The 20,367-nt window shown below is 62.4% G+C and carries 20 protein-coding genes; 10 read left to right on the forward strand and 10 right to left on the reverse strand.

From position 1 onward, the window contains the following. The first annotated feature begins 45 nt into the window (after window positions 1-45). The 3 genes from G3N95_RS25915 (at window position 46) to G3N95_RS25925 (ending at window position 2,040) form a co-directional block, all read left to right on the forward strand. Window positions 46-411 carry a response regulator gene (locus G3N95_RS25915; protein WP_205972932.1) on the forward strand — a complete coding sequence of 122 codons (366 nt, stop codon included), beginning with the start codon at window positions 46-48 and terminating at the stop codon, window positions 409-411. A gap of 212 nt (window positions 412-623) precedes the next feature. Next, the gene (locus G3N95_RS25920) at window positions 624-932 is read left to right on the forward strand and encodes a DUF4148 domain-containing protein (RefSeq protein WP_205972933.1); all 309 of its coding nucleotides are present in this window, start codon (window positions 624-626) and stop codon (window positions 930-932) included. Window positions 933-1,464: 532 nt separating this feature from the next. Beyond that, the gene (locus tag G3N95_RS25925) at window positions 1,465-2,040 is read left to right on the forward strand and encodes an H-NS family nucleoid-associated regulatory protein (RefSeq protein WP_205972934.1); all 576 of its coding nucleotides are present in this window, start codon (window positions 1,465-1,467) and stop codon (window positions 2,038-2,040) included. Between the two features lie 226 nt (window positions 2,041-2,266). Here G3N95_RS25925 and G3N95_RS25930 read toward each other — a convergent pair whose 3' ends face one another. Next, on the reverse strand, window positions 2,267-2,527 hold the full coding sequence (locus tag G3N95_RS25930) for a DUF1488 domain-containing protein (RefSeq protein WP_012402896.1): 261 nt from the start codon (window positions 2,525-2,527) through the stop codon (window positions 2,267-2,269). A 219-nt stretch (window positions 2,528-2,746) separates the two neighbouring features. Next, on the reverse strand, window positions 2,747-3,625 hold the full coding sequence (locus G3N95_RS25935; RefSeq protein WP_205972935.1) for a LysR substrate-binding domain-containing protein: 879 nt from the start codon (window positions 3,623-3,625) through the stop codon (window positions 2,747-2,749). Between the two features lie 125 nt (window positions 3,626-3,750). Here G3N95_RS25935 and G3N95_RS25940 point away from each other — a divergent pair, with 125 nt between their 5' ends. Both G3N95_RS25940 and G3N95_RS25945 read left to right on the forward strand, forming a co-directional pair. Beyond that, complete coding sequence (locus G3N95_RS25940) at window positions 3,751-5,280, forward strand: MFS transporter (RefSeq protein ID WP_205972936.1); 1,530 nt, start codon at window positions 3,751-3,753, stop codon at window positions 5,278-5,280. 69 nt (window positions 5,281-5,349) lie between these two features. Then, window positions 5,350-6,771 (forward strand): PLP-dependent aminotransferase family protein, encoded by a 1,422-nt coding sequence (locus G3N95_RS25945; protein WP_205972937.1) that lies wholly within the window; start codon window positions 5,350-5,352, stop codon window positions 6,769-6,771. A gap of 4 nt (window positions 6,772-6,775) precedes the next feature. On the opposite strand, the gene G3N95_RS25950 is transcribed toward G3N95_RS25945, so the two are convergent. Next, on the reverse strand, window positions 6,776-6,964 hold the full coding sequence (locus G3N95_RS25950; RefSeq protein ID WP_205972938.1) for a DUF2970 domain-containing protein: 189 nt from the start codon (window positions 6,962-6,964) through the stop codon (window positions 6,776-6,778). 271 nt (window positions 6,965-7,235) lie between these two features. On the opposite strand from G3N95_RS25950, the gene G3N95_RS25955 reads away from it, so the two are divergent. After that, window positions 7,236-7,703, forward strand: coding sequence for a PRC-barrel domain-containing protein (locus G3N95_RS25955; RefSeq protein ID WP_205972939.1), 468 nt, complete (start codon window positions 7,236-7,238; stop codon window positions 7,701-7,703). Window positions 7,704-7,774: 71 nt separating this feature from the next. Here the strand turns inward: G3N95_RS25955 and G3N95_RS25960 are convergent, their stop codons facing one another. Further along, window positions 7,775-8,656, reverse strand: coding sequence for a fructose bisphosphate aldolase (locus tag G3N95_RS25960; protein ID WP_241018952.1), 882 nt, complete (start codon window positions 8,654-8,656; stop codon window positions 7,775-7,777). 162 nt (window positions 8,657-8,818) lie between these two features. Next, window positions 8,819-9,226: a PPC domain-containing DNA-binding protein gene (locus G3N95_RS25965; RefSeq protein ID WP_205972941.1), complete on the reverse strand. Its 408-nt coding sequence runs from the start codon at window positions 9,224-9,226 to the stop codon at window positions 8,819-8,821. A 177-nt stretch (window positions 9,227-9,403) separates the two neighbouring features. Between G3N95_RS25965 and G3N95_RS25970 the strand changes: the two genes are divergently transcribed. Next, window positions 9,404-9,940 carry an SRPBCC family protein gene (locus G3N95_RS25970; RefSeq protein WP_205972942.1) on the forward strand — a complete coding sequence of 179 codons (537 nt, stop codon included), beginning with the start codon at window positions 9,404-9,406 and terminating at the stop codon, window positions 9,938-9,940. Window positions 9,941-9,947: 7 nt separating this feature from the next. Here G3N95_RS25970 and G3N95_RS25975 read toward each other — a convergent pair whose 3' ends face one another. Further along, window positions 9,948-10,865: a DMT family transporter gene (locus G3N95_RS25975; protein ID WP_205972943.1), complete on the reverse strand. Its 918-nt coding sequence runs from the start codon at window positions 10,863-10,865 to the stop codon at window positions 9,948-9,950. Window positions 10,866-11,326: 461 nt separating this feature from the next. On the opposite strand from G3N95_RS25975, the gene G3N95_RS25980 reads away from it, so the two are divergent. The 3 genes from G3N95_RS25980 to G3N95_RS25990 all read left to right on the forward strand — a co-directional run bounded on the left by G3N95_RS25980 (window position 11,327) and on the right by G3N95_RS25990 (window position 14,856). Next, window positions 11,327-11,596: a DUF1488 family protein gene (locus G3N95_RS25980; protein WP_205972944.1), complete on the forward strand. Its 270-nt coding sequence runs from the start codon at window positions 11,327-11,329 to the stop codon at window positions 11,594-11,596. A 331-nt stretch (window positions 11,597-11,927) separates the two neighbouring features. Beyond that, on the forward strand, window positions 11,928-13,421 hold the full coding sequence (locus tag G3N95_RS25985) for a SulP family inorganic anion transporter (protein ID WP_205972945.1): 1,494 nt from the start codon (window positions 11,928-11,930) through the stop codon (window positions 13,419-13,421). A gap of 31 nt (window positions 13,422-13,452) precedes the next feature. Beyond that, a complete protein-coding gene (locus G3N95_RS25990) occupies window positions 13,453-14,856 on the forward strand; it encodes an MFS transporter (protein WP_205972946.1) in 1,404 nt (467 codons plus the stop codon). Between the two features lie 10 nt (window positions 14,857-14,866). Here G3N95_RS25990 and G3N95_RS25995 read toward each other — a convergent pair whose 3' ends face one another. From G3N95_RS25995 to G3N95_RS26010, 4 genes are all read right to left on the reverse strand, one after another. Beyond that, entirely contained in the window at window positions 14,867-16,429 is a 1,563-nt protein-coding gene (locus G3N95_RS25995; RefSeq protein ID WP_205972947.1) for a GGDEF domain-containing protein, read from the reverse strand. A 154-nt stretch (window positions 16,430-16,583) separates the two neighbouring features. Then, window positions 16,584-17,594 carry a DUF2891 domain-containing protein gene (locus tag G3N95_RS26000; RefSeq protein WP_205972948.1) on the reverse strand — a complete coding sequence of 337 codons (1,011 nt, stop codon included), beginning with the start codon at window positions 17,592-17,594 and terminating at the stop codon, window positions 16,584-16,586. 132 nt (window positions 17,595-17,726) lie between these two features. Then, window positions 17,727-19,031 (reverse strand): FAD-dependent oxidoreductase, encoded by a 1,305-nt coding sequence (locus G3N95_RS26005; RefSeq protein WP_205972949.1) that lies wholly within the window; start codon window positions 19,029-19,031, stop codon window positions 17,727-17,729. Beyond that, window positions 19,028-20,320 (reverse strand): FAD-binding oxidoreductase, encoded by a 1,293-nt coding sequence (locus G3N95_RS26010; protein ID WP_205973011.1) that lies wholly within the window; start codon window positions 20,318-20,320, stop codon window positions 19,028-19,030. The genes G3N95_RS26005 and G3N95_RS26010 overlap by 4 nt, the downstream gene beginning before the upstream one ends. Window positions 20,321-20,367: the final 47 nt, after the last annotated feature.

The following is a 20,367-nucleotide window of genomic DNA, read 5'->3' on the forward strand; positions in this document are numbered from 1 at the left end:
TATTTTCAATCAATGCGCCGCTCGACAGGCGCTATGGGGTAAGCAATGGCAAAGGTTCTGGTAGTAGACGATTCGAGCACCGTTCGCGATGAAGTCGCGGGTTTTCTGAAGAAGAACGGTCTCGATGTCGATACGGCCGTCGACGGCAAGGACGGTCTGGCGAAGCTGAAGGCGTCGCCGGGCATTCGTCTCGTGGTCAGCGACGTCAACATGCCGAACATGGACGGCCTGACGATGGCCGAGAAGATTCGCGGCGAACTGGCCAACGCAAGCGTCAACATCATCATGCTGACGACGGAAAGCAGTCCCGCGATGAAGGAGCGGGGCAAGGCAGCCGGCGTGAAAGGCTGGATCGTGAAGCCGTTCAAGGGCGATGCCGTGCTCGAAACGTTCCGCAAGCTGGCCAGTTAATCGACGCTAAAGACATTGTGCGGTAGCGTCAGGGCCGTCGCGTCGGGGGGCGCGGCGGCCCTGTTTGCTTTGGCCGGATTGTAACGATTCTCTGAAAGATCTATTCAAGCCTCGTGTATTTGTCGGCTGCGGCCTCGCCTCTACACTTTGTTCAACGGTTGCAGAACACAGGTTCTCACGCAGCCCAACAGACAGAAACGGAGGTAGTCGCCATGAAATCGCTCGGTCAATTCGTTATCGTTGCTGCTCTTCTCAGCGCTCCCCTTGCCGCATTGGCGCAGAACAACCAGCCCGTGACGCGCGCGCAGGTTCGCGAAGAACTCGTGCAATTGCATAACGCTGGTTATAGCCCGCTCGACGATCGCAATAGCTACCCGACACATATTCAGGCGGCCGAAGCGCGTATTGCTGCGCAACAGGCCGCGTCGTCGCAGCAAAGCGGATATGGCGGCGCGTCGAACGGCGCATCGCAGACGGGTGTGCGCGCCGATGCGAGCGGCATCACGTTCTCGCATCATTGAACGCTCGCCTGGTTGACGCATGAGCTTGCATTGCGAATGCGCCGACTGAAAACCATACCGATTCAAATGAGAGCCGGGGCTGCCGAGTGCAGCCCCGGCTCTTTCTTTTGTGCGTTCCGTTCTGCGTCGACATGCTGCGTGGGTCATTCGGGTCATTCGGGTCATGCGGATCTTCGGGCGAGTGCCGACATTTGGGATAAAAAGAAGCGGCTGCTATGAATTTTTATCTTTCACCTCTATTGTGATCGACCATCTGGAAATAGAAGCCAGGTACTCTATTCTTGTATATGTCAGTGCTCTCTGACTGTCGAGAACGATAATGTCTTATGGATAGCGTGAGTAGTTGGATATTCAACGCCGATGCAAGTCTTTTGACATTTGCGGTATTCGATCTGAAAACCCGGCGTGGGTCGCCGGCTCGCGGTCTCCGGTCGGACAATGGAAAGCGCCCGTCTTTTCATGTAATAGTTGAACTCTAGCCATATATCACTGGTCCGTGGCATAGTGCCGGTATCTTCAAAGGAGTTTCAATATGGCTACACTCGAAGCACTTCAGGCAAGGATAAAAAAGCTTCAGGCCCAGGCGGAAGCCATCTTGTCGAAAAAGTCGACGGCGGCGCTCGAAAGTATTCGCGCGCTGATGGCAAAGCACGATCTGACTACTGCTGATATCGACGCGCATTTGGGCCACAAAAGGCGTGGCCGCCCTGCGCTGAAATCGGCAGGCGTGCAGAAGAAGGGCGTAGCCAGGTATCTCGATCCGAAAACGGGTGCGACCTGGACGGGGCATGGGCGCGCGCCTGCATGGATCGCAGCTGCCAAAGACCGTTCGAAGTACCTGGTTGCCGGCGCATCGGAACCGGTTGCGACGCGTGCTGCCGTGAAGGGCGGCACGGGCAATGGCCAGCCCAAGGGCCCGCAACCCGCGAAGTACCGCCATCCCGACACGGGCGCGACGTGGAGCGGCCGCGGTCCCGCGCCCGCATGGCTGGCAGGCGAGAAAGACCGCAGCAAATATCTGATCGCGGGTGCCAACGCTGCCGGCATGAATGGTGTTGCGCGTAAGAAGACGGCTGCCAAAAAGGCAGGCAGAAAAGCGCGCGCCTAAGCGCCGAGAGCAGGCAGAAAAAGAGGCGAGTTGCTTCTCGCCTCTTTATCCTTTGCTTTTCGTCTTGCAGTGACAATGCCGATACGGCTTCGATGTCCCTGCGCTGCGGCTCATGCAGCGAGGCAATTCGACGAATGAAGCATTCTCCATGTGCCTGGCGTTCGTTTGCGGCATCAGGCGCGCCGTCCTTGCCATCCGGCGCACGTAATACCTCTTTCAACGCCGCTCAATGAAAGTCGCGAGTCTCCAGCTCGACCGACTGTCCCCCATTTCGTTGCAGCACGCGCCGCGCTGCATCTTCGATCTTCCTTCGATTACCTTCGAACGCCGCGATCAGATCGTGCGACGACGTACCCGTGTTGCCAAAATGGTCGTTCAGGGCGTCGATTGATACGCTGCACCATACCTCTTTTCCTTCGACGGTCGCTTCGAATGCGACTCGCGATGCGGCCACGACGTGCCGGCGGCTGGTGAATTCGATGGTCATTTGATTTCTCCGTGAGTGCCAGATGAAATTCACGAACGCTCGCTGGCGCCTGCCTTCCGGGCGATAGTCTCGCGGTCCTGGGCCAGGCGGCCCGGTATGGGGCGTTCGCTTCGGTGCTGTGGAGCAAGGAACGATCCAGTCCGCTGCCGGCGAAACGTGTCGGGAGCGAGGGGACCGTTATCCCATGATAGGTCGCGAACGGCGCAAAAGCCCGGGAAACTACTGATCCCGTGCGCCTGTGATCTGCGCGATCAGTTTTTTCGTCGCGGGCGAGTGTTCGAATTTGCGGTAGACGGCCGCGACTTCCGAAACGATCGGCTCGCCCGCGAGCGTCTTGAAGACCACGTTCGGCAGATTGACGACACGCGTCAGCAGATTGGGCACGACGGCGACGCCGACCCCCACGGAAACCTGCGTCAATACGGCCAGCAGCGAACCGGGCGCGCTGACGATACGCGCGCTGAAGCGGCCGCGCCGCGCGATTTCCCGCGTGCCCAGATCCTGTTCCGGCACGACGAAGCTTTCGCCCGCGAGCGCGCGGGCCTTGATCGATCCGGGCACAGCCGCCAGCGGATGCTCGGCGGGCAGGGCTACGCAGAATGCATCGCGTACCAGCACGTGGGTGCGCAGCGACGGCGGCAGATCGACGGGCAGACGCACGAACGCGACGTCGACACGACCTTCTTCGAGCAAGGCAGGCAGTTCGCCCATCGGATGTTCGGTTGCCTGCACGAGTACGTTCGGCCGCGACTTGCGGAACGCCCGTAGCTGTTTTTGCAACACACCGGAAAAAGCCGCCGAGCCGACGTAGCCGATATGAATACGCCCCAGTTCGCCGCGCCCCGCGCGCTGGCCGACGTTCAGCGTGCGCTCGAACTGCGCGATGGTCTCGCGCGCTTCGGCAAGAAATGCTTCGCCGGCGGAGGTCAGCGCGACGGAGCGGCGGGTGCGCCGAAGGAGCTGCGCTTGCAATGCGCGTTCCATTTCCTGAATTTGCACGGTGAGCGTCGGCGGTGCGATGCCGAGTGCTTCCGCGGCCTGCGCGAAATGCAGCCGTTCGGCGACCGCGATGAAGTAACGAAGATGCCTCAGTTCCATCGGATGCCCATGCTGTGTATTAGGTTAAACCTAATTATATCGATCTGATCCGGCAATGAACGGAACAGGAAAAGCTGGTGGAATACAGCCTTTCGTTGCGTCGGCTTTCCCGCCAACCCCGTCCGATGAGTTCGATTTCCGCTACCCGCTCTGTTTCCCGTGGCACGCCGCTGCTGCTCATTGCGTCGATGGGGTGCGCGATGACGGTGCTCGACACCAACGTGGTCGGGATCGTGCTGCCCACCATCGCGCGCGACCTGAACGCTTCCTTCGCCGATATCGAATGGGTGATCAGCGCCTACGTACTGTGTTTTGCCGCGCTGTTGCTGCCGGCCGGTTCGCTTGCCGACCGTTATGGCCGCAAGCGCGTGTTTCTGCTGGGCATTGCGCTGTTTGCCGTGGCTTCGCTGGCATGCGGCGTCGCGCCGAGCGCGACGATGCTTTACGTCGCGCGTGCCGCGCAAGGCGTCGGCGCTGCGTTCCTGCTCGCACCTGCACTCGCGATCATCGGTCACGCGTTTCATGACGAGCACGAACGCGCGCGGGCGTGGGCCGTGTGGGGCGGCATCATGGGACTGACGATGGTGCTGTCGCCGCTGATCGGCGGCGTGATCAGTGCATGGCTCGGCTGGCGCTGGGCATTCGCGATCAACGTGCCCATTTGCGCGCTGCTGGCAACGGGCGTGGTGCGCATCGTCGACGAATCGCGCGATCCGACGCCGCGCGCGCTCGATCTGCCTGGTATCGCGCTATTCGCCGCCGCGATGTTTTCGCTGACGTGGGCGCTGATTCTCGGTCCCGAGCATGGATGGTTCAGCGCAGCAGTTGCGTTGCGCGCGTGCGCAGGTGTCGTTCTGTTCGCGCTGTTTGCATGGGTGGAAAGCAGGCGTGCACATCCGATGCTCGATCTTGCGCTGTTCCGTTCACTGCCTTTCGTCGGCGCGATCGTCGCGATGTTCGCGTATGCATCGTCCGCGCAAGTGATGGCCTCGCTGTTGCCGCTATTCCTTCAAAATGCGCGCGGCGAGAGCGCGCTGGGTGCCGGCGCGGGCATGCTGCCGTTTGCGCTGGCGATGCTGATCTTGCCGCAGCTGGGACGCAAGCTCGCGGCGTGGATGGACTCGCGGCAGATTCTGACGCTCGGCCTCGCGGTCGTCGCGTGCGGCAATCTCGCGATGATGCTTGCCGCGCGCAGCACGGATCACGCATGGCTGATCGCCGCGATGGCCTTGCTCGGCAGCGGCGGTGGCTTGCTGAATGGCGAAACGCAAAAGGCGATCATGGGCACGGTGCCGCGCGACCGTGCGGGCATGGCATCGGGCATCAGTACCACGTCGCGCTTCACGGGCATTCTGCTCGGCTTCTCAGGACTCGGCGCCGTGCTCGCCGAGGGCGTCCGTTCGACGTTGACGGCGCGGATGGCGCAGACGCATCTGCCGTTCGTGCAAGGCTTCGCGGAGCGTGTGATGGCGGGTGACTTCGCGCGTGCATTCGCGCTGTATCCGCCGGCCTCGCTCGATGCACTCGTCGCGGTTGCGCGTTCGAGCTACGGCGAAGGCTTTGCGCATGCATTCTCGGCTGCGGCAAGCGTGGCGGCTGTCTCCGCAACGATCGTATTTCTGTCGATGAGGCGCAAGACGCGTCGATCGGGTTGATCGAGCAGGCGTGGTCCGATTAGTATAAAAAGCTCTCCGTCATGAGCGCCCGGCTACGCGCAATCCTCGATGAACCGATATGAAGCACTCGCCAATACGATGGCGGCCGAAATCCGCTCGGGCAGCCTCGCGGTCGGCGCGCGCATGCCTTCGTTGCGACAGGTAATCGCGCAACATGGCGTGAGCCAGTCGACGGCGTTTCGTGCGTATTATCTGCTCGAAGAGTGGGGACTCATCCGTGCGCAGGAACGCTCGGGCTATTACGTCACGCCGGGCGCGGCCGTTCGCGACAAGCGCGAAGCGAGTGCGAAACGCGCGCTGGCGGAGTCCTCGAAAGTCGATATCAGCGAGCTTGTCTTCAGCGTGCTCGAAGCGGCAAAGCACACGAGCGTGGTGCCGCTGGGCTCGGCGTTTCCTTCGCCCGTGCTGTTTCCGTTACAGCGTCTTTCGAAGTCGCTGGCGCAAACCGCGCGCACGATGAACCCGTGGAGCACGGTGGTCGATCTGCCGCCGGGCAACGAGGCGTTGCGTCAGCAGATCGCGTTGCGATATCTGGGCATGGGTTTGTCGCAACCGCTCGATGAAATCGTCGTCACCAATGGCGCGCTCGAAGCACTGAATCTTTGCCTGATGGCCGTGACGCGTCCAGGCGACGTGGTGGCCGTCGAGTCGCCCGGCTTCTATGCCGCGCTACAAGCCATCGAAAGACTCGATTTGCGCGCCGTCGAAATTCCCGTCGACCCGCAAACGGGACTCGATCTGGATGCACTCGCGCAGGCACTGGAAAAACAGCCCATTCGCGCTTGCTGGTTCATGACGAACTATCAGAACCCGACGGGTGCGACGATGCCGCTCGACAAGAAAAAGGCGCTTGTCGAATTGCTCGCGCGACATGATGTGCCGCTGATCGAAGACGACGTGTATGGCGAGCTGCATTTTCAGGCGGAGTATCCCTTGCCTGCGATTGCCTTCGACAAGAAAGGGCTTGTGATGCATTGCAGTTCTTTCTCGAAGACGCTCGCGCCCGGCTATCGGATCGGCTGGGCGGCGGCGGGACGATTCGCGGAGAAAGTACAAAGGGCGAAATTGATGACCACGCTGTCGGCGAGTATTCCCGCGCAGGCAGGCATTGCCGATTATTTGCAGCACGGCGGCTATGACAGGCATCTGCGCAAGCTGCGCACTGCGTTGCGCGCGCAACTCGATGCGATGAATCTCGCGCTACGTCGCACGATGCCTAAAGGCGTGAGATGGACGATGCCTTCGGGCGGCTATTTCGTGTGGCTCGAACTGCCCGAACACGTCGATGCATTGGCGCTTCACAGGCAGGCGATCGAGCAGGGCGTGAGCCTCGCGCCAGGGCCGATCTTTTCCGCGTCGCGCCACTTCCGCAACTGCGTGCGCCTGAACTTCGGGCATCCGTGGAATCCGGATATCGAACGCGCGATTCGCGTGCTGGGCGATTTAATTACGCAGGCGGCGCCGCAATAAGACCTTAATGCACGACCGTCACGGCGATCCTGGCAAACGCAAACAGCAGCCCACCGAAGCACAGCGCGAGCACGACGGCCATCACGGGCAGCAGCGGCAGTTTGACGGTCGCAAGATCGGCTTCGTGCCCGGCGCCGCGCCGCACGCCGAAGAAACTCCACAACACCATCCGCATCATGTTCAGCAAGGCCATTTCGGTTCTCCCGCAACGCGCGTCGGTCGCGCGTTTTCATGTGTTCATCGTAGGGGCGGCAGACGAGTGGCGTAAGAAGCAGATGCGGTCTATTCCAGCGCAGCAGTGGCGCGGCGTGCTGTCGCATGGCCGATGTCCGATGCGGAAAAATCAACCGATGTCCCGCACTAAAGGGTAAAGATTGCCGCAGCATGCGGATTGCCAGTTTGCCGCGATGCAGGAACAGCCATTGCGCGCCTTCCCAGCGCTCACTTTCACAAGGAGGCAAGCAATGGGCTCAATCAATCCGCAATCGCGCAAGTCGGGTGGTGCAGGCATCGTCGGTGGCGGCGTCGGTGAAGGTCCGGGGCCGGAAGTGATGGCGGCGGCGACGCTCGACGGAACCAAGGTGTATTCGTCCGACGCGGAACATGTCGGCAAGATCGCCGACATCATGCTGGACGTGCGCAGCGGGCGCATCGCCTATGCGGTGCTGTCCGAAGGCGGCTTTCTCGGCATGGGCGCGAAGCTGCATGCAATTCCGTGGAGCGCGCTCACGCTCGATACCGAGCAGAAGTGCTTTCACGTCGATATCAGCGCACGTCGTCTGAAGGACGAACCGGGCTTCGACAAGGATCACTGGCCAAGCATGGCCGATTCGAGGTGGGGTGAATCGCTGCACACGTATTACAACCGCGATCCGTACTGGATTTCGCGCAGCGACTATGTGGACCCCGATGTCCCGCCGACCGCGCATTGACGTCTTTCACTGAGGCATAAAGCGCGAGGCCGCACACCCGAAGGTGCGCGGCCTCGCTTGCTTCATGCCGCTCAGACCTTGACGGCCGAGGCGTCGTAAATCTCGTCGATGGCTTCAGCCAGCTTTGCATCGAACTCGCTGTCGCTCATCGGTTTCTTCAGGTCGTTGATGAGCGCGCGGGAGAAGCTCGCGATCATGCCGTGATTCTTCTCGAGCAGCTTGCAGGCTTCCGTGCGCGTATAGCCACCCGACAGCGCGACCACGCGCAACACGCGCGGATGGTCGATCAGCGGTTTGTAGAAGTCGGCGACGTCGGGAATGGTCAGCTTGAGCATGACCTGTTTGTTGGCGGGCAGCGCATCGAGGCCTTTGAGAATCTCGTCGCGCAGCGTCTTTTCGGCGCCGGCTTTGTCCGGCGTCTTGATCGACACTTCGGGTTCGAGGATCGGCATGAGGCCGCCCGCGTCGATCTGCGCGCCGTATTCGAACTGCTGTTTGACGACGGCGGCAATGCCGGCCGGGGAGTTCTGCTCGATGACCGAGCGCATCTTCGTGCCGAAGATGCCGAGCTTGCCCGCACGTGCCAGCAACGCGTCGAGCCCGGGAATCGGCTTCATCAGACGCACGCCGTCGCTTTCTGCTTCGAGTCCCTTGTCGACCTTGAGGAACGGCACGACGCCGCGGTCTTCCCATAGGAACGAAGGCACGGGCTTGCCTTGAGCCTGCCCATCCATCGTGGCTTCGAAGAGAATCGCCGCGATGACCTTGTCGCCCGTGAATGCCGGGGCGGTGATGATGCGCACGCGCATGTCGTGGATGAGCTTGAACATTTCGGCGTCGCCGTTGTAGGCGTCGTCGGGAACGCCGTACTGCCGCAATGCGCCAGGCGTGGAACCGCCGCTCTGGTCGAGCGCGGCGATGAAGCCCGCCTTCTCCGAAATCTGCGCCAACATTTTTTCATTTGCCACGGACGTTTCCCTCCTTGAACAACTGATTGATGAGCATGCAATTCCGATCCAGCAAGTGTAAGGCATTGCGGCGCGCGCTCCTACAGCGTGCAGACTGTGGCCAATCCAGCAGACAAGCGAGGAACGTTCCAGGCCTGAAAACGACCGTTATTCGCGGTGCGCCGCGCTGCGGATGAACAGTTCCATGAAGCCCGTTTGCGGATCGGGCTCGCGCGAGAATGCCTGCTCCGGCAGGAGCGCGAGCAGAATTTCAACGGTCGTTCGTACGATGCAGCCGCGCGCGACATGTCCGCCGAACACGCGGCCATCCGCGTCGGACACGGACATATGCAGATGTGCGCCGTTGGACGCCATGGAGCCGGCGAGCGTCAGGATCTCCAGATCGGCGCGCAACTCCGTCGGCTGTTCGACGCCGGCGAATCGCAACTGCGCGACGCTGAGGCTGCCGATGCCCTGAACGACGAACGCTGCCGTCGCGTCGAGCTGGTGCAGCGTCTGTTCGAGTGCGTCCCGCAGATCCTGTCCGGGTTGAAGGCGTAGAGGATGGGCTTGCATCGATCGTGTTCCTGTCGTGTTCCGGCGGTGTTCCATGAGCGTGACAGCATGCAACGTGTGCGGCGACGCCGCCGCTCCCGTACGGTAGCAGTAAGATCGTGACGCAGGCCGCTTTCATGTGTGCGGCGGCCGGCATCCTGGTTCATTTGGACGCGGCCGGCTACGGCGCGAACAGCGATGAGAACGCTACTGCGGGCGATCGTGACAGTGGCATGCGTGGCGGCCGCGATCGGTGTTCTATTCATTCCGCTGCCGCGCGCAGTCGATCTGTCGACGAGCATTGTCACCGTTATGCCGATCGCCCGGCCGCCCACGACCGTTTTTGACTACGTGACGACGCCTGCGCACTGGCCAGCCTGGCATCCGTCTTCGCTGTCCGTGACGGGTGCGATCGATCACTCGCTCGACATCGGCGAGCGGACCACGGAAGAATTTCGCGTCGCGGGGCGGCGCGGGCACGTCGTGTGGACGGTGGTCGAACGCCGGCGCCCTGAGAAATGGACGATCGACGGCACGATCGAGGGCCGTGCAGCCGGCACCGTCAGCTACGCGCTGACGGCAGACCCCGACGGTACGCAGTTCGAGCGCACGTTCACGTATCGTTCGCCGACGCTCTGGTTCGCGCTGCTCAACGCCGTGCTGCTGCGCGCGAAGATCCAGGCCGAGTCCGACGAAGCCGTCGAGCGGCTCAAGGACGTGCTCGAACAGCCTTAGCGCACGATCATTCGGTTTGCGTCTGTGCTTGCGTTTGCGTGGTTGCTTGCGGCGCCTTGCGTCTCAGTGCGAGCGCGACGCCGCTCAGCGTGAGCGCCATCGCGACGGCTTCCTTCCAGCCGAGTGGCTCGCCGAGCGCGAGCGCCGCCGCGACGATGCCCATGATGGGCACGAGCAGCATGCCGATCGACGCAATCTGCGGCGGCAGATGCCGCAGCGTCGCGAACCACGCGAGGTAGCACACGCCCATCGGCACGAGCGTCATGTAGACCAGCACGGCCCAGCCGTCCGCGTGCAGCGAGGCGAGGACGGGATGCTCGATCAGCAGGCCCGCAACGATCATCGGCGCGCAGCCGAGTCCGACCTGCCATGCGACGAGGCTGATCGGCGCAACGGGAATCGGCGTGCGCGCGATCACGGTGCCGAGCGCGAACAGCACGGCCGCGAGCAGCGCGAAGGCGATACCGGCGATCTTGCCCGCGTCGAACGCGACGCCGCGCCCGCCCAGCAGCACGACGACGCCCGCGAGGCCGAGCAGTAGCGCAAGAAATTCGACGGTGGACGGCCGGCGCGACAGGATCGGCCACGCGAGCAACATCGCCCAGATGGGCATCGTGTAGACGAGCAGCGCGCCTTCGCTGACGCTGAGCCATTTCATCGACAGCGTGGAGAAGCCCATCCATGCGAACACATTGGTGCATGCCGCAAGCAGCAGGCGGGGCACGTACTGGCGCGGCACGCTCGGCCGTTCGCCCGCGCATACGGCGACGACCCCGAGCAGCACCGAAGCCGTCACGCCTGCGACGCCGCGCGAAAAAAGCGGCGGCCATTCGCGCAGCAGCACTTTCATGGCGGGCCAGTTGAGCGCCCATCCTGTTGCGGTGATCAGCAGATAGATGAGTCCCGTCCAGCGCGGATGCTTCATCGACGATTCGTATGAGTTCTTTTAAGAGCCTCGATCATACGAGGTTCTGCAATCACATGGATTTCTCCATTACATGAAACGTGACATATGCCGCAAACGATTGCGTTGTATCCTTCAAAACGAGAACACGCCCGAAGCGCGAATTCGTTCGCGCGCAAAGTTTCGTCAGATGGAAAACGCGGCGGCGCGTGGCGCAACTACGCGAGAAAATGGCGGTCTCACAGTGGGCTGATCTGCACGAAAGCCTTCAAAATGCGAACATGCCGGGCGTTTTTTATCGTCGCCCGTCGGCGACGCCATGTGTTCCCGGTATGAAAACGTTTGCCATCAGGCGTTTCAAGGGTTCGCCCGAAATGATCGATGCCGAACGGAATGAGATAGTTTGATTGCGGGAATATCGGCGCATGGTTCACGAAAGCAACACGCAATACTGATAGATCGCAGTTCAAGAGAGGCTGAAAATGGAACAGTCCTTACGCAACTTCGCCCTTTCGCATAACGGTCAGTCGGTGAATTTCGATATCGTCGTGCAAAAGCGCGCAATAGGGTGCTCGATTACGCGCGACGCGCTCGAGCGGCATTTTTGGCTGGAGCGCGGGGCAGACGAATCACACCTCTCGAAGGCGTTCGGCAACGGCGAGCGCCGGATTACCGCTGTCGCTGAGCGCAAGGCGCTGGCGAAGGGGGCGTCGCACGTGTTGATTACCGCAGACGATTTCGAGTACCGGTAAAAGTCCGGCCACCTATCGCCACCGCGCGCCGTCCGTTCAGGTGAACACGCGGCGCGCCATCCCCAGCGTCCTTGCGCGTGTCACTGCGCGCGAGCGGCGGACCATGTAAAATCGCGTGCGCTGCGCGAGAGCCGCGCACGGCAATCGGTCCAGCCGGGCAGGCTGCCTCGGCCCTGTCCTTGTTCCATCCATTCGCCTTCGTGCCCAGCCGCCCGTCACCTGGCGAGCGAGCCGGTTCACGATGCTGGCCTGCGTGCATCGCAATCCGTCCACTTGTCATCGACGCGCGTGAGTGTTGTCCCACGCGCGCCCGATCCGTTCGAACAACAACATGCAAGACCGCCGTTCCCACTTTTCTTCGCTGCGCGGCGATGTGCTCGCCGGCCTCACGTCGTCGTTTGCGCTTGTCCCCGAGTGCATCGCGTTCGCGCTCGTCGCGCATCTCAATCCGCTGATGGGCCTGTATGGCGCCTTCTTCATCTGCACGATCACGGCGCTGTTCGGCGGGCGGCCCGGCATGATCTCGGGGGCCGCGGGCTCGATGGCCGTGGTGATCGTTGCGCTCGTCGTGCAGCATGGTCCGCAGTATCTGTTCGCAACGGTCGTGCTGGGCGGCGTGCTGATGATGCTGTTCGGCGCACTGCGCCTCGGCAAGCTGATCCGGATGGTGCCGCATCCCGTGATGCTCGGCTTCGTCAACGGGCTGGCCATCATCATCGCGATGGCGCAGCTCGAGCACTTCAAACAGGCGACGCCGCAGGGTGGCGTGTGGCTGCACGGCCAGGCGCTGTGGCTGATGTGCGGGCTCGTCGCGTTGACGATCGCGATAGTGCACGGCTTGCCGCGCATCACCAAAGCGGTGCCGCCCGCGCTCGCGGCAATCGTCGGTGTCGGCGTGCTGAGCGAGCTGCTGCATCTGCCGACGCGCACGCTCGGCGACATGGCGCACATCGCGGGCGGGCTGCCCGAATTCAGCCTGCCGGGCGTGCCGTTCGACGTCGACACGCTGCGCATCGTGTTTCCGTACGCGGCGCTGATGTCGATGGTCGGTCTGCTCGAAACGCTGCTCACGTTCAATCTCACGGATGAATTGACGGAGTCTCGCGGCCGGCCGAATCGCGAGTGCATTGCGCTGGGTGCGGCCAATATCGTGTCGGGCTTGTTCGGCGCAATGGGCGGCTGCGCGATGATCGGCCAGACCATGATCAACCTCAGTTCAGGCGGACGCACGCGTGTATCGGGCGTCACGAGCGGCGTGATGATCCTGCTCTTCATCCTGTTTCTGTCGCCGCTGATCGAACGTATTCCGCTCGCCGCGCTGGTCGGCGTGATGTTCGTCGTCGCGCAGCAGACGTTTTCGTGGGGCTCGCTGCGTGCGCTGAAAAAGGTGCCGCGCAGCGACGCACTCGTGATCGTTGCCGTCACCGCGATCACCGTGTTCACCGATCTCGCGACGGCAGTGCTCTGCGGCATCGTGATTTCGGCGCTGAGTTTCGCGTGGCAGCACGCCAACGAGATTCATCGCGAAACGACGGAAGGCGCAGCGGGCGAAACCACCCACGCACCGCGCGGCACGCTGTTCTTCGCATCGACGACGCATTTTCATGCGCTGTTCGAGCCGCATAACGACCCGGCAGACGTGACGCTCGATTGCCGTCATCTGCATTTCGCGGATCATTCGGCCATCGCCGCACTCGAAACGCTGCACGAACGCTATGCGAAGCTCGGCAAGCGTCTGAGGCTGACGAATCTGTCGACGCGCAACCGCCGTCTGCTGCTGCGTGCCGATGCGAGTGTGGTGATGGACACGACGCCTGCCGCATAGCTCGTCCGCAAGCCTTTTCGGGAAAACAACGATGAATACGACACACTCGAATACAGATAGCCTTCTGGACGCAGGCTCGATCTCCGCGCGGCTGGACCGATTGCCGCCCACCAGGACGATCTGGAGGCTGGTGGTGCTGCTGAGCCTGGGCTTCTTCTTCGAACTGTACGACCTGCTGTACAGCGGTTATGTGGCGCCCGGCCTCGTAAAAAGCGGCATTCTCTCGACTACGACGCACGGTCTGTTCGGAATGACGGGCGTGGCGAGCTTCATCGCGGCGTTGTTCGCGGGCCTGTTCATCGGCACGATTGCGTGCGGTTTCCTCGCCGACAAGTTTGGAAGGCGATCTGTTTTCACTTATTCGCTGCTCTGGTACGTCACCGCCAATGTCGTGATGGCGTTTCAGCACACGGCTGAAGGTCTGAACTTCTGGCGCTTTCTGGCAGGCGTCGGCATTGGTGTCGAGCTGGTCACCATAGGAACCTACATTTCGGAGCTTGTTCCCAAGCAGATTCGCGGTCGAGCTTTCGCGTGCGAGCAAGCCATCGGTTTCATGGCCGTGCCCGTGGCGGCGTTTCTTTCGTATTTGCTGGTGCCGCGTACCGTGCTTGGCCTGGAGGGCTGGCGATGGGTCGTGCTGATCGGTGCACATGGCGCGATATTTATCTGGTGGATCCGCCGCGAGTTGCCGGAGAGTCCGCGTTGGCTTGCGCAACAAGGGCGCCTAGAGGAAGCCAATCGCGTGATGACCGATCTCGAAGCGCGAGTGCGCCGGGAATATGGTCGCGAGCTGCCGCCCGTGGCACCGCCTGCACCGGTCGCGCCGAATGGCAGCTTCCGCGACATGTGGGTGCCGCCATACCGTCAGCGCACGATCATGATGACCATCTTCAACATATTCCAGACGGTCGGTTTCTACGGTTTTGCGAACTGGGTTCCCACGCTGCTGATCAAGCAGGGCATCACGGTCACGACGAGTCTCATGTATTCGACGGTGATCGCGCTGGCTGCACCCGTCGGCCCTGTCATCGGGCTGTTCATCGGCGATCGCTTCGAACGCAAGAGTGTGATCGTCGCAATGGCTGCGTTGATCATCGTGTGCGGGCTGTGGTTCAGCCAGACTACGGATGCAACGCTGCTCGTGTGCCTGGGCGTCGGGCTGACTCTGGGCAGCAACATCATGTCGTACAGCTATCACGCGTACCAGGCCGAACTCTTCCCGACGAGTATTCGTGCGCGCGCTATCGGCTTTGTTTATTCGTGGAGTCGTTTCTCAGCGATTTTCACTTCGTTCATTATCGCGGCGGTATTGCAAGGCCTCGGGACGAGCGGCGTATTCGCATTCATCGCGGGTGCGATGTTCATCGTGATGCTCGCGATCGGGCTCATGGGGCCGAAAACGAAGGGTATCGAGCTGGAGAAGATCTCGCACTGATTGCGAGTCGTCATGGCGTGACGACGTCAGCGTGACGCTGAGCGTCTTCATACATGTCGGCAGTCGCGACGCTGACGCGATTGCGGCCGCGATGTTTCGCGATATACAGTGCGCGGTCCGCAGCACGCACAGCCGTCGCCATCGTCGCGCCTTCCGCAGGCGTCACGACAGCGCAACCGACGCTTACGGTGACGGGCGACAAGCCGTTTTCCGTCGATGCGATCGTGCCGCGCTCGACGCTTGCGCGGATGCGTTCCGCCGCTTCGACGGCAGCGGACAACGCGGTGTCCGGCAGCACGACGACGAATTCCTCGCCGCCATAGCGCGCGATGACGTCGACGCCGGCACGCACCTGCGACTTCAGGCAGTCGGCGATATAACGAAGCGCATCGTCTCCCGCTTCGTGTCCGTGCTGGTCGTTGTATTCCTTGAAATAGTCGGCGTCGACGAACAGAACCGAAAGCGCTTTGCCGTCCTGGCGGTGCGCATCCCATATCTGCCTGAGCGACTTTTCCAGCGAGCGGCGATTGGCCACGCCCGTGAGTGGATCAGTGTCCGCCATGCGATTGACCTGCGTTTGCAGCGCGATCCGATACTGCAGCCCGAAGACGAGTGCCCACACGACATACGCAAAGGCGCCGCTTAGCAGTATTGAAAGCACGCCGATCACAGTGGAGCGTCGGCGCCAGTCGGCCAGCAGGTCGTCGTAAGAGGGCGCGACGATCGCGATGAGGTTGGAGCCAGGCACATGAGCGAACGCATAGAGTCGCCTGACGCCGTCGACAGGCGAACGTGTCACATAAAAGCCCTGATCGTTCGCCTGCATTCGCCCGAAAGTAGGAGACTGCGCGACGCTGCGAGGTTCGTCGGTCTTCAATGGCGGATTGCGGGCCACGACGGTGCCGTCCGTCTGAATGATGATGGCTGCGCCGCGCGGGCCGATCGATACTTCCTTGAGCATCAGCTCGAAGTAGTCGAGGTTCGCCGCGAGCGCCGCGATGCCGCCGAAGCTGCCGTCGGGCAAGCTGATGCGGCGGCTGAGCGCAATCGATTGGGCGTTGTCGCGCGCTCTCGATGCATAGGGTCTGGAGACGAACAGGCCACTGCCACCCCGTGCCTTTTGGGCGACGAAGTAATCGCGATCGGCGACATTGACGTGAAAGATGCGGTTATCGCGGCCAATCGTTATGTTGCCGTTGCGATCGACGACGAACACACCGCTGACATAGCGTGCCGCAGTGGAGCGATCGAACAGGATTTTGCGCCGCAGATCGTCGGGTAGCGCGCTGACGCGCGGGTCGATAGCCGATTCCGCGACTGCCTGCAACGACAGATCATAAAGCTCGACGTTTCGCCCGATCTCGCGGCTGAGTGCAACGGCGAGGTCCGTGGAAGTCGCGAGGCCGCGATCCAGTGCTTGCTGGCGACCCGCGAGAAGAACGACGAGCGTGAGAACGACGACAGCGACGCTGATGCTCGTGCCGAGCAGTCCCGCAAGCAGCGGCCGTCTTCCCGCGAGGCGACTGAACGCGCGCAGGCGGGGAACGGGAACGCTGGACTCAAACGGTGACATTGGGCGGGGGGCGGCGAGGCAGGCTGGCTGGCGATGAACGGCAGATAGTCGCCGCACTGTCACGGATTACGGCACGGTGCGCGTTTTCTTTAGTCTGCGAGCCGTCGTGGCGTCGAGTGCCGGTGCAGCCTCTTTGGCCAGCGCCCGCTTGCTGCTAGGCCTCGAGTGCAAGCGTCGCAAAAGTAGCGAGCCAGTGCTCGCCCATATAGTCGCCCGCGACATGCTGCAACGCGCTTTCCAGATGCATGTCGGCGGCTTCGAACAGCACCGCGCGGCGCGGGTCGTCGTTCGACAGCGCACGCGCCAGCGACCGCTGGCACCACGCGCGGCTCAGGTTCAGTCCGTCGAGATGCGCGATCTTGCCGTCGCTGCGATCCGTGACGGTAGCGGGGACGAACAGCGTCGCGGGTTGCCGTTGCGCCAGATCGGGCAGAAAGCGCGTGAACCATCCTTCGAACTCGGCGGGCGGCAACACGCGGCGCATCAACTCCGCTTCCATCAACGCAGGCGACAGAAACTCGTCGCCCGACGGCTCCCATGCCTGGCATCCCGCATCGTTCAGATACCAGCGCTTTGCCGTATCGACGATCAACTTTGCAAGCGCATCGCGTTGCGTGCGATGCGCGAAATCGAGCGTGAGCGCCAACGCGAACGCCGTGTTGAAGTGCGTGCCGACGCGCAGCGGATACGTCGCCATGGGCAAGAACGTCTCGAAGCGATCGACGAACGCTTCCGTGAGCGGCTCGATGGTCTGGGTCCAGCGCGCGCCTTGCGGCAGTTTCAGCGCCGCGACCTGACCCGACAGCGCCAGCAGCCACGCCCAACCGTAGGGGCGTTCGAAGCCGCGGTTGTGCGGCAGGTCGAGATAAGCGCGCTCGCCCGCCACGTTGTGCTCCGTGAAGTGCTCGTCGACGACGGCAACGATGCGCGGCGCTTCCGGCAATTCGGGAAAGCGCTCGATCAGATGCAAAAGCAACCAGTAGCCATGCACGCACGAGTGCCAGTCATAGCTGCCGTAAAAGATCGGATGCAGCGCACGCGGACCTTGCACGTCTTGCGGACCGGCGAGGGAATGCGTGAGCTTGTTCGGGTACTCGCGCGTCAGATGGTCGAGCGCGAGGCCCGCGAATTTCGATGCGATTTCAGAAGTGAGCAGGGCAGTCATCGACGCCTCGTCGCAACGGACAGTGGGTTACGGTAAGCCTTCAGCGCAGCTTGCCTGGCGCGTCGAAGGCGAGGTGCCCATTTTGCCGTTTCGAGTGGCTCCTGTCATGTGCCGCACGTGTTGCAGCGCGGCTTAGAACAGCTCGCGAATGCGGTGATACAGCATGCCCAGCTCCAGCGCGGGACCGCGCAGCGCTGGGCCGCCGGGGAAGCGTGCATGCCGGATTCGCTCGAACAGATCGAGCGCGGCGGTATCGCCCGTGATGGCTTTCGCGATGATGCGCCCTGCCATGCCCGTCAGCGCGACGCCATGACCCGAGAAGCCTTGCACATAGAAATAGTTCGGATCGATCGCGCCGAAGTCGGGCGCGCGATTGCGCGTGACGTCGACGAAGCCGCCCCATGCGTAGTCGATGCGCGTATCCGCGAGTTGCGGGAAGACGCCGAGCATGCGCTTGCGGATATCGTCGGCGAGTTGCGCGGGCGATGCGCCCGTCGAACTCGCGCGCCCGCCGAACAGCACGCGGTGATCCGCCGACACGCGGAAGTAGTGCAGGAAAAAGTTGTTGTCGCAGATCGCGGTGCGGTCCTTGATCAGCGCATCGGCGCGTTCCTTGCCGAGCGATTCCGTTGCGACGATATACGATGCGATCGGTGCGATGCGCGCGGCGATCGCCGCGGGCAACACGTTGCCGAGCGTTGCGTTGCCGCATGCCGCGACGAAGCGGCAGTGCACTTCGCCCGTCGCGGTGCGCACGATGGGCCGCGCGCCGCGCACGACTTCGAGCACGGGCGAATGTGAGAACAGTTGGGCGCCTTCGCGCCGCGCGGCTTCGGCGAGACCGAGGCAGTACTTGAGCGGATGCAGGTGGCCGGAGAGCGCATCGTAGACGCCTGCCAGATAAGACTCCGACGCAATGCGTCCGCGCATTTCCGCGGCATCGACCCACGACAGGTGCGGATAGCCCCAGCGGTTCGTCGCGGCATCCATCCATGCGCGCAGATCGGGGACGCGCTTCGCCTTGGTCGCGACCGTCATGAAGCCGGGCGTGAAATCGCATTCGATCCCATAGTGATCGATTCTTTCACGCACGAGCTTCACGGCATCGACCGATAACGCCCACGCAGCGCGCGCGCCTTCCAGGCCGAGCTGTTTCTCGATGATCTCGTCTTTCGCGAAGCCGGCGAGCATCTGCCCGCCATTGCGCCCCGACGCACCCCAGCCAGGACGGTGCGCATCGAGTACGACGACGGAAAGCCCGCGCGCACGGCATTCCAGCGCCACCGACAAACCCGAGAAGCCCGCGCCGATCACGCACACGTCGGCATCGAGCGTACCTTCGAGCATCGGATCGTCCGCAAGCGGACGCGAAACCGTGGCTTCATAGTATGAGTTGCGGATCAGCGCATCCGCGCGGCGGTCGAGTGTTTCTGTCACAGCAGATCCTTCATCCGATACCAGGCCATTGCAAGCACGAGCGCCGGCGTGCGCAGCATCGCGCCGCCGGGAAAGTCGCGATGGCGGATTTTACCGAACAGATCGAAACGCGATGCCTGTCCGTCGATCGCTTGCGCAATCAGCTTGCCCGCAAGACCCGTGGTGTTGACGCCATGCCCCGAGAACCCTTGCGCGAAATAGATGGTCGGCGCGAGCCGGCCGAAATGCGGCGCGCGATTCATCGTGATGTCGACGAAGCCGCCCCATGCGTAGTCGACTTTGACATCGGCGAGTTGCGGGAAGGTTTTCAGCATGTCACGACGCATCGCTTCGCCGAGATTGTGCGGAACAAACGTGGAATAGCTGACCTTGCCGCCCCAGAGCAGACGGTTGTCGGGAGAAGGGCGGAAATAGTCGAGCACGAAACGGCTGTCGCAGACGGCGGCGCGTGCGGGCATCAAGGCGGCGGCGCGCGACCCGTCGAGCGGCTCCGTCGCGATCACGTAAGTGCCGACGGGCATGATCTTGCGCGACACATCGGGCGCCAGCGCGCCCAGCCACGTATTGCACGCGAGCACGACATACGACGCGCGTACCGTACCGCGCGCGGTTTCGACGACATGTATGCCGTTTTCGCTGCGAAACGCGGTGACGCAACTGTCTTCATAGATGCGTGCGCCGCTTTCGACGGCCGCGCGCGCGAGTCCCAACGTATAGTTGAGCGGATGCAGATGACCGCTGTCGGGATCGAACAGACCCCCAAGGTAGCGGGACGATTGCACATACTGATCCATATGCGCGCGTTCGACGTAACGAAAACGCTCGTATTTGAAGCGCTTTTTCGCATCGTCGCGCCAGCTGCGCAACGCATCGGCGTGAGAGGGCTTGTTGGCGGCCGTCAGATAGCCCATCGTCAGATCGCAGTCGATGCGATGCTTCGCGACGCGCTCCTTCACGATATCGAGCGTTTCGAGGCCCATTTCCCAGATGCGCTGCACGTCGCCTTCGGGCATGTACTTCGCGAATGTGTCGATATCGCACGCAAAGCCGCCGATCAACTGACCGCCATTACGTCCGCTCGCGGCCCAGCCTACTTTCGACGCTTCGAGCACCGCCACCGTATGCCCGCGTTCGGCGAGATTGAGCGCGGTGGAAATGCCCGTCAGTCCCGCGCCGATCACGCAGACGTCGACACTGATGTTGTCGTCCAGCGGCGGGTGACGGGTGGAATCGTTGACGCTCGCTGCGTACCAGGACGCGGCATGAGGCTGGTTGGCGAATTTGAGCATAGGCAGTGTGAGAGAAGGGAGCGGCACACGCCGCTCCCGCGCTGCGT

The organism is Paraburkholderia sp. Tr-20389 (genome assembly GCF_017104565.1).
GTDB lineage: Bacteria > Pseudomonadota > Gammaproteobacteria > Burkholderiales > Burkholderiaceae > Paraburkholderia.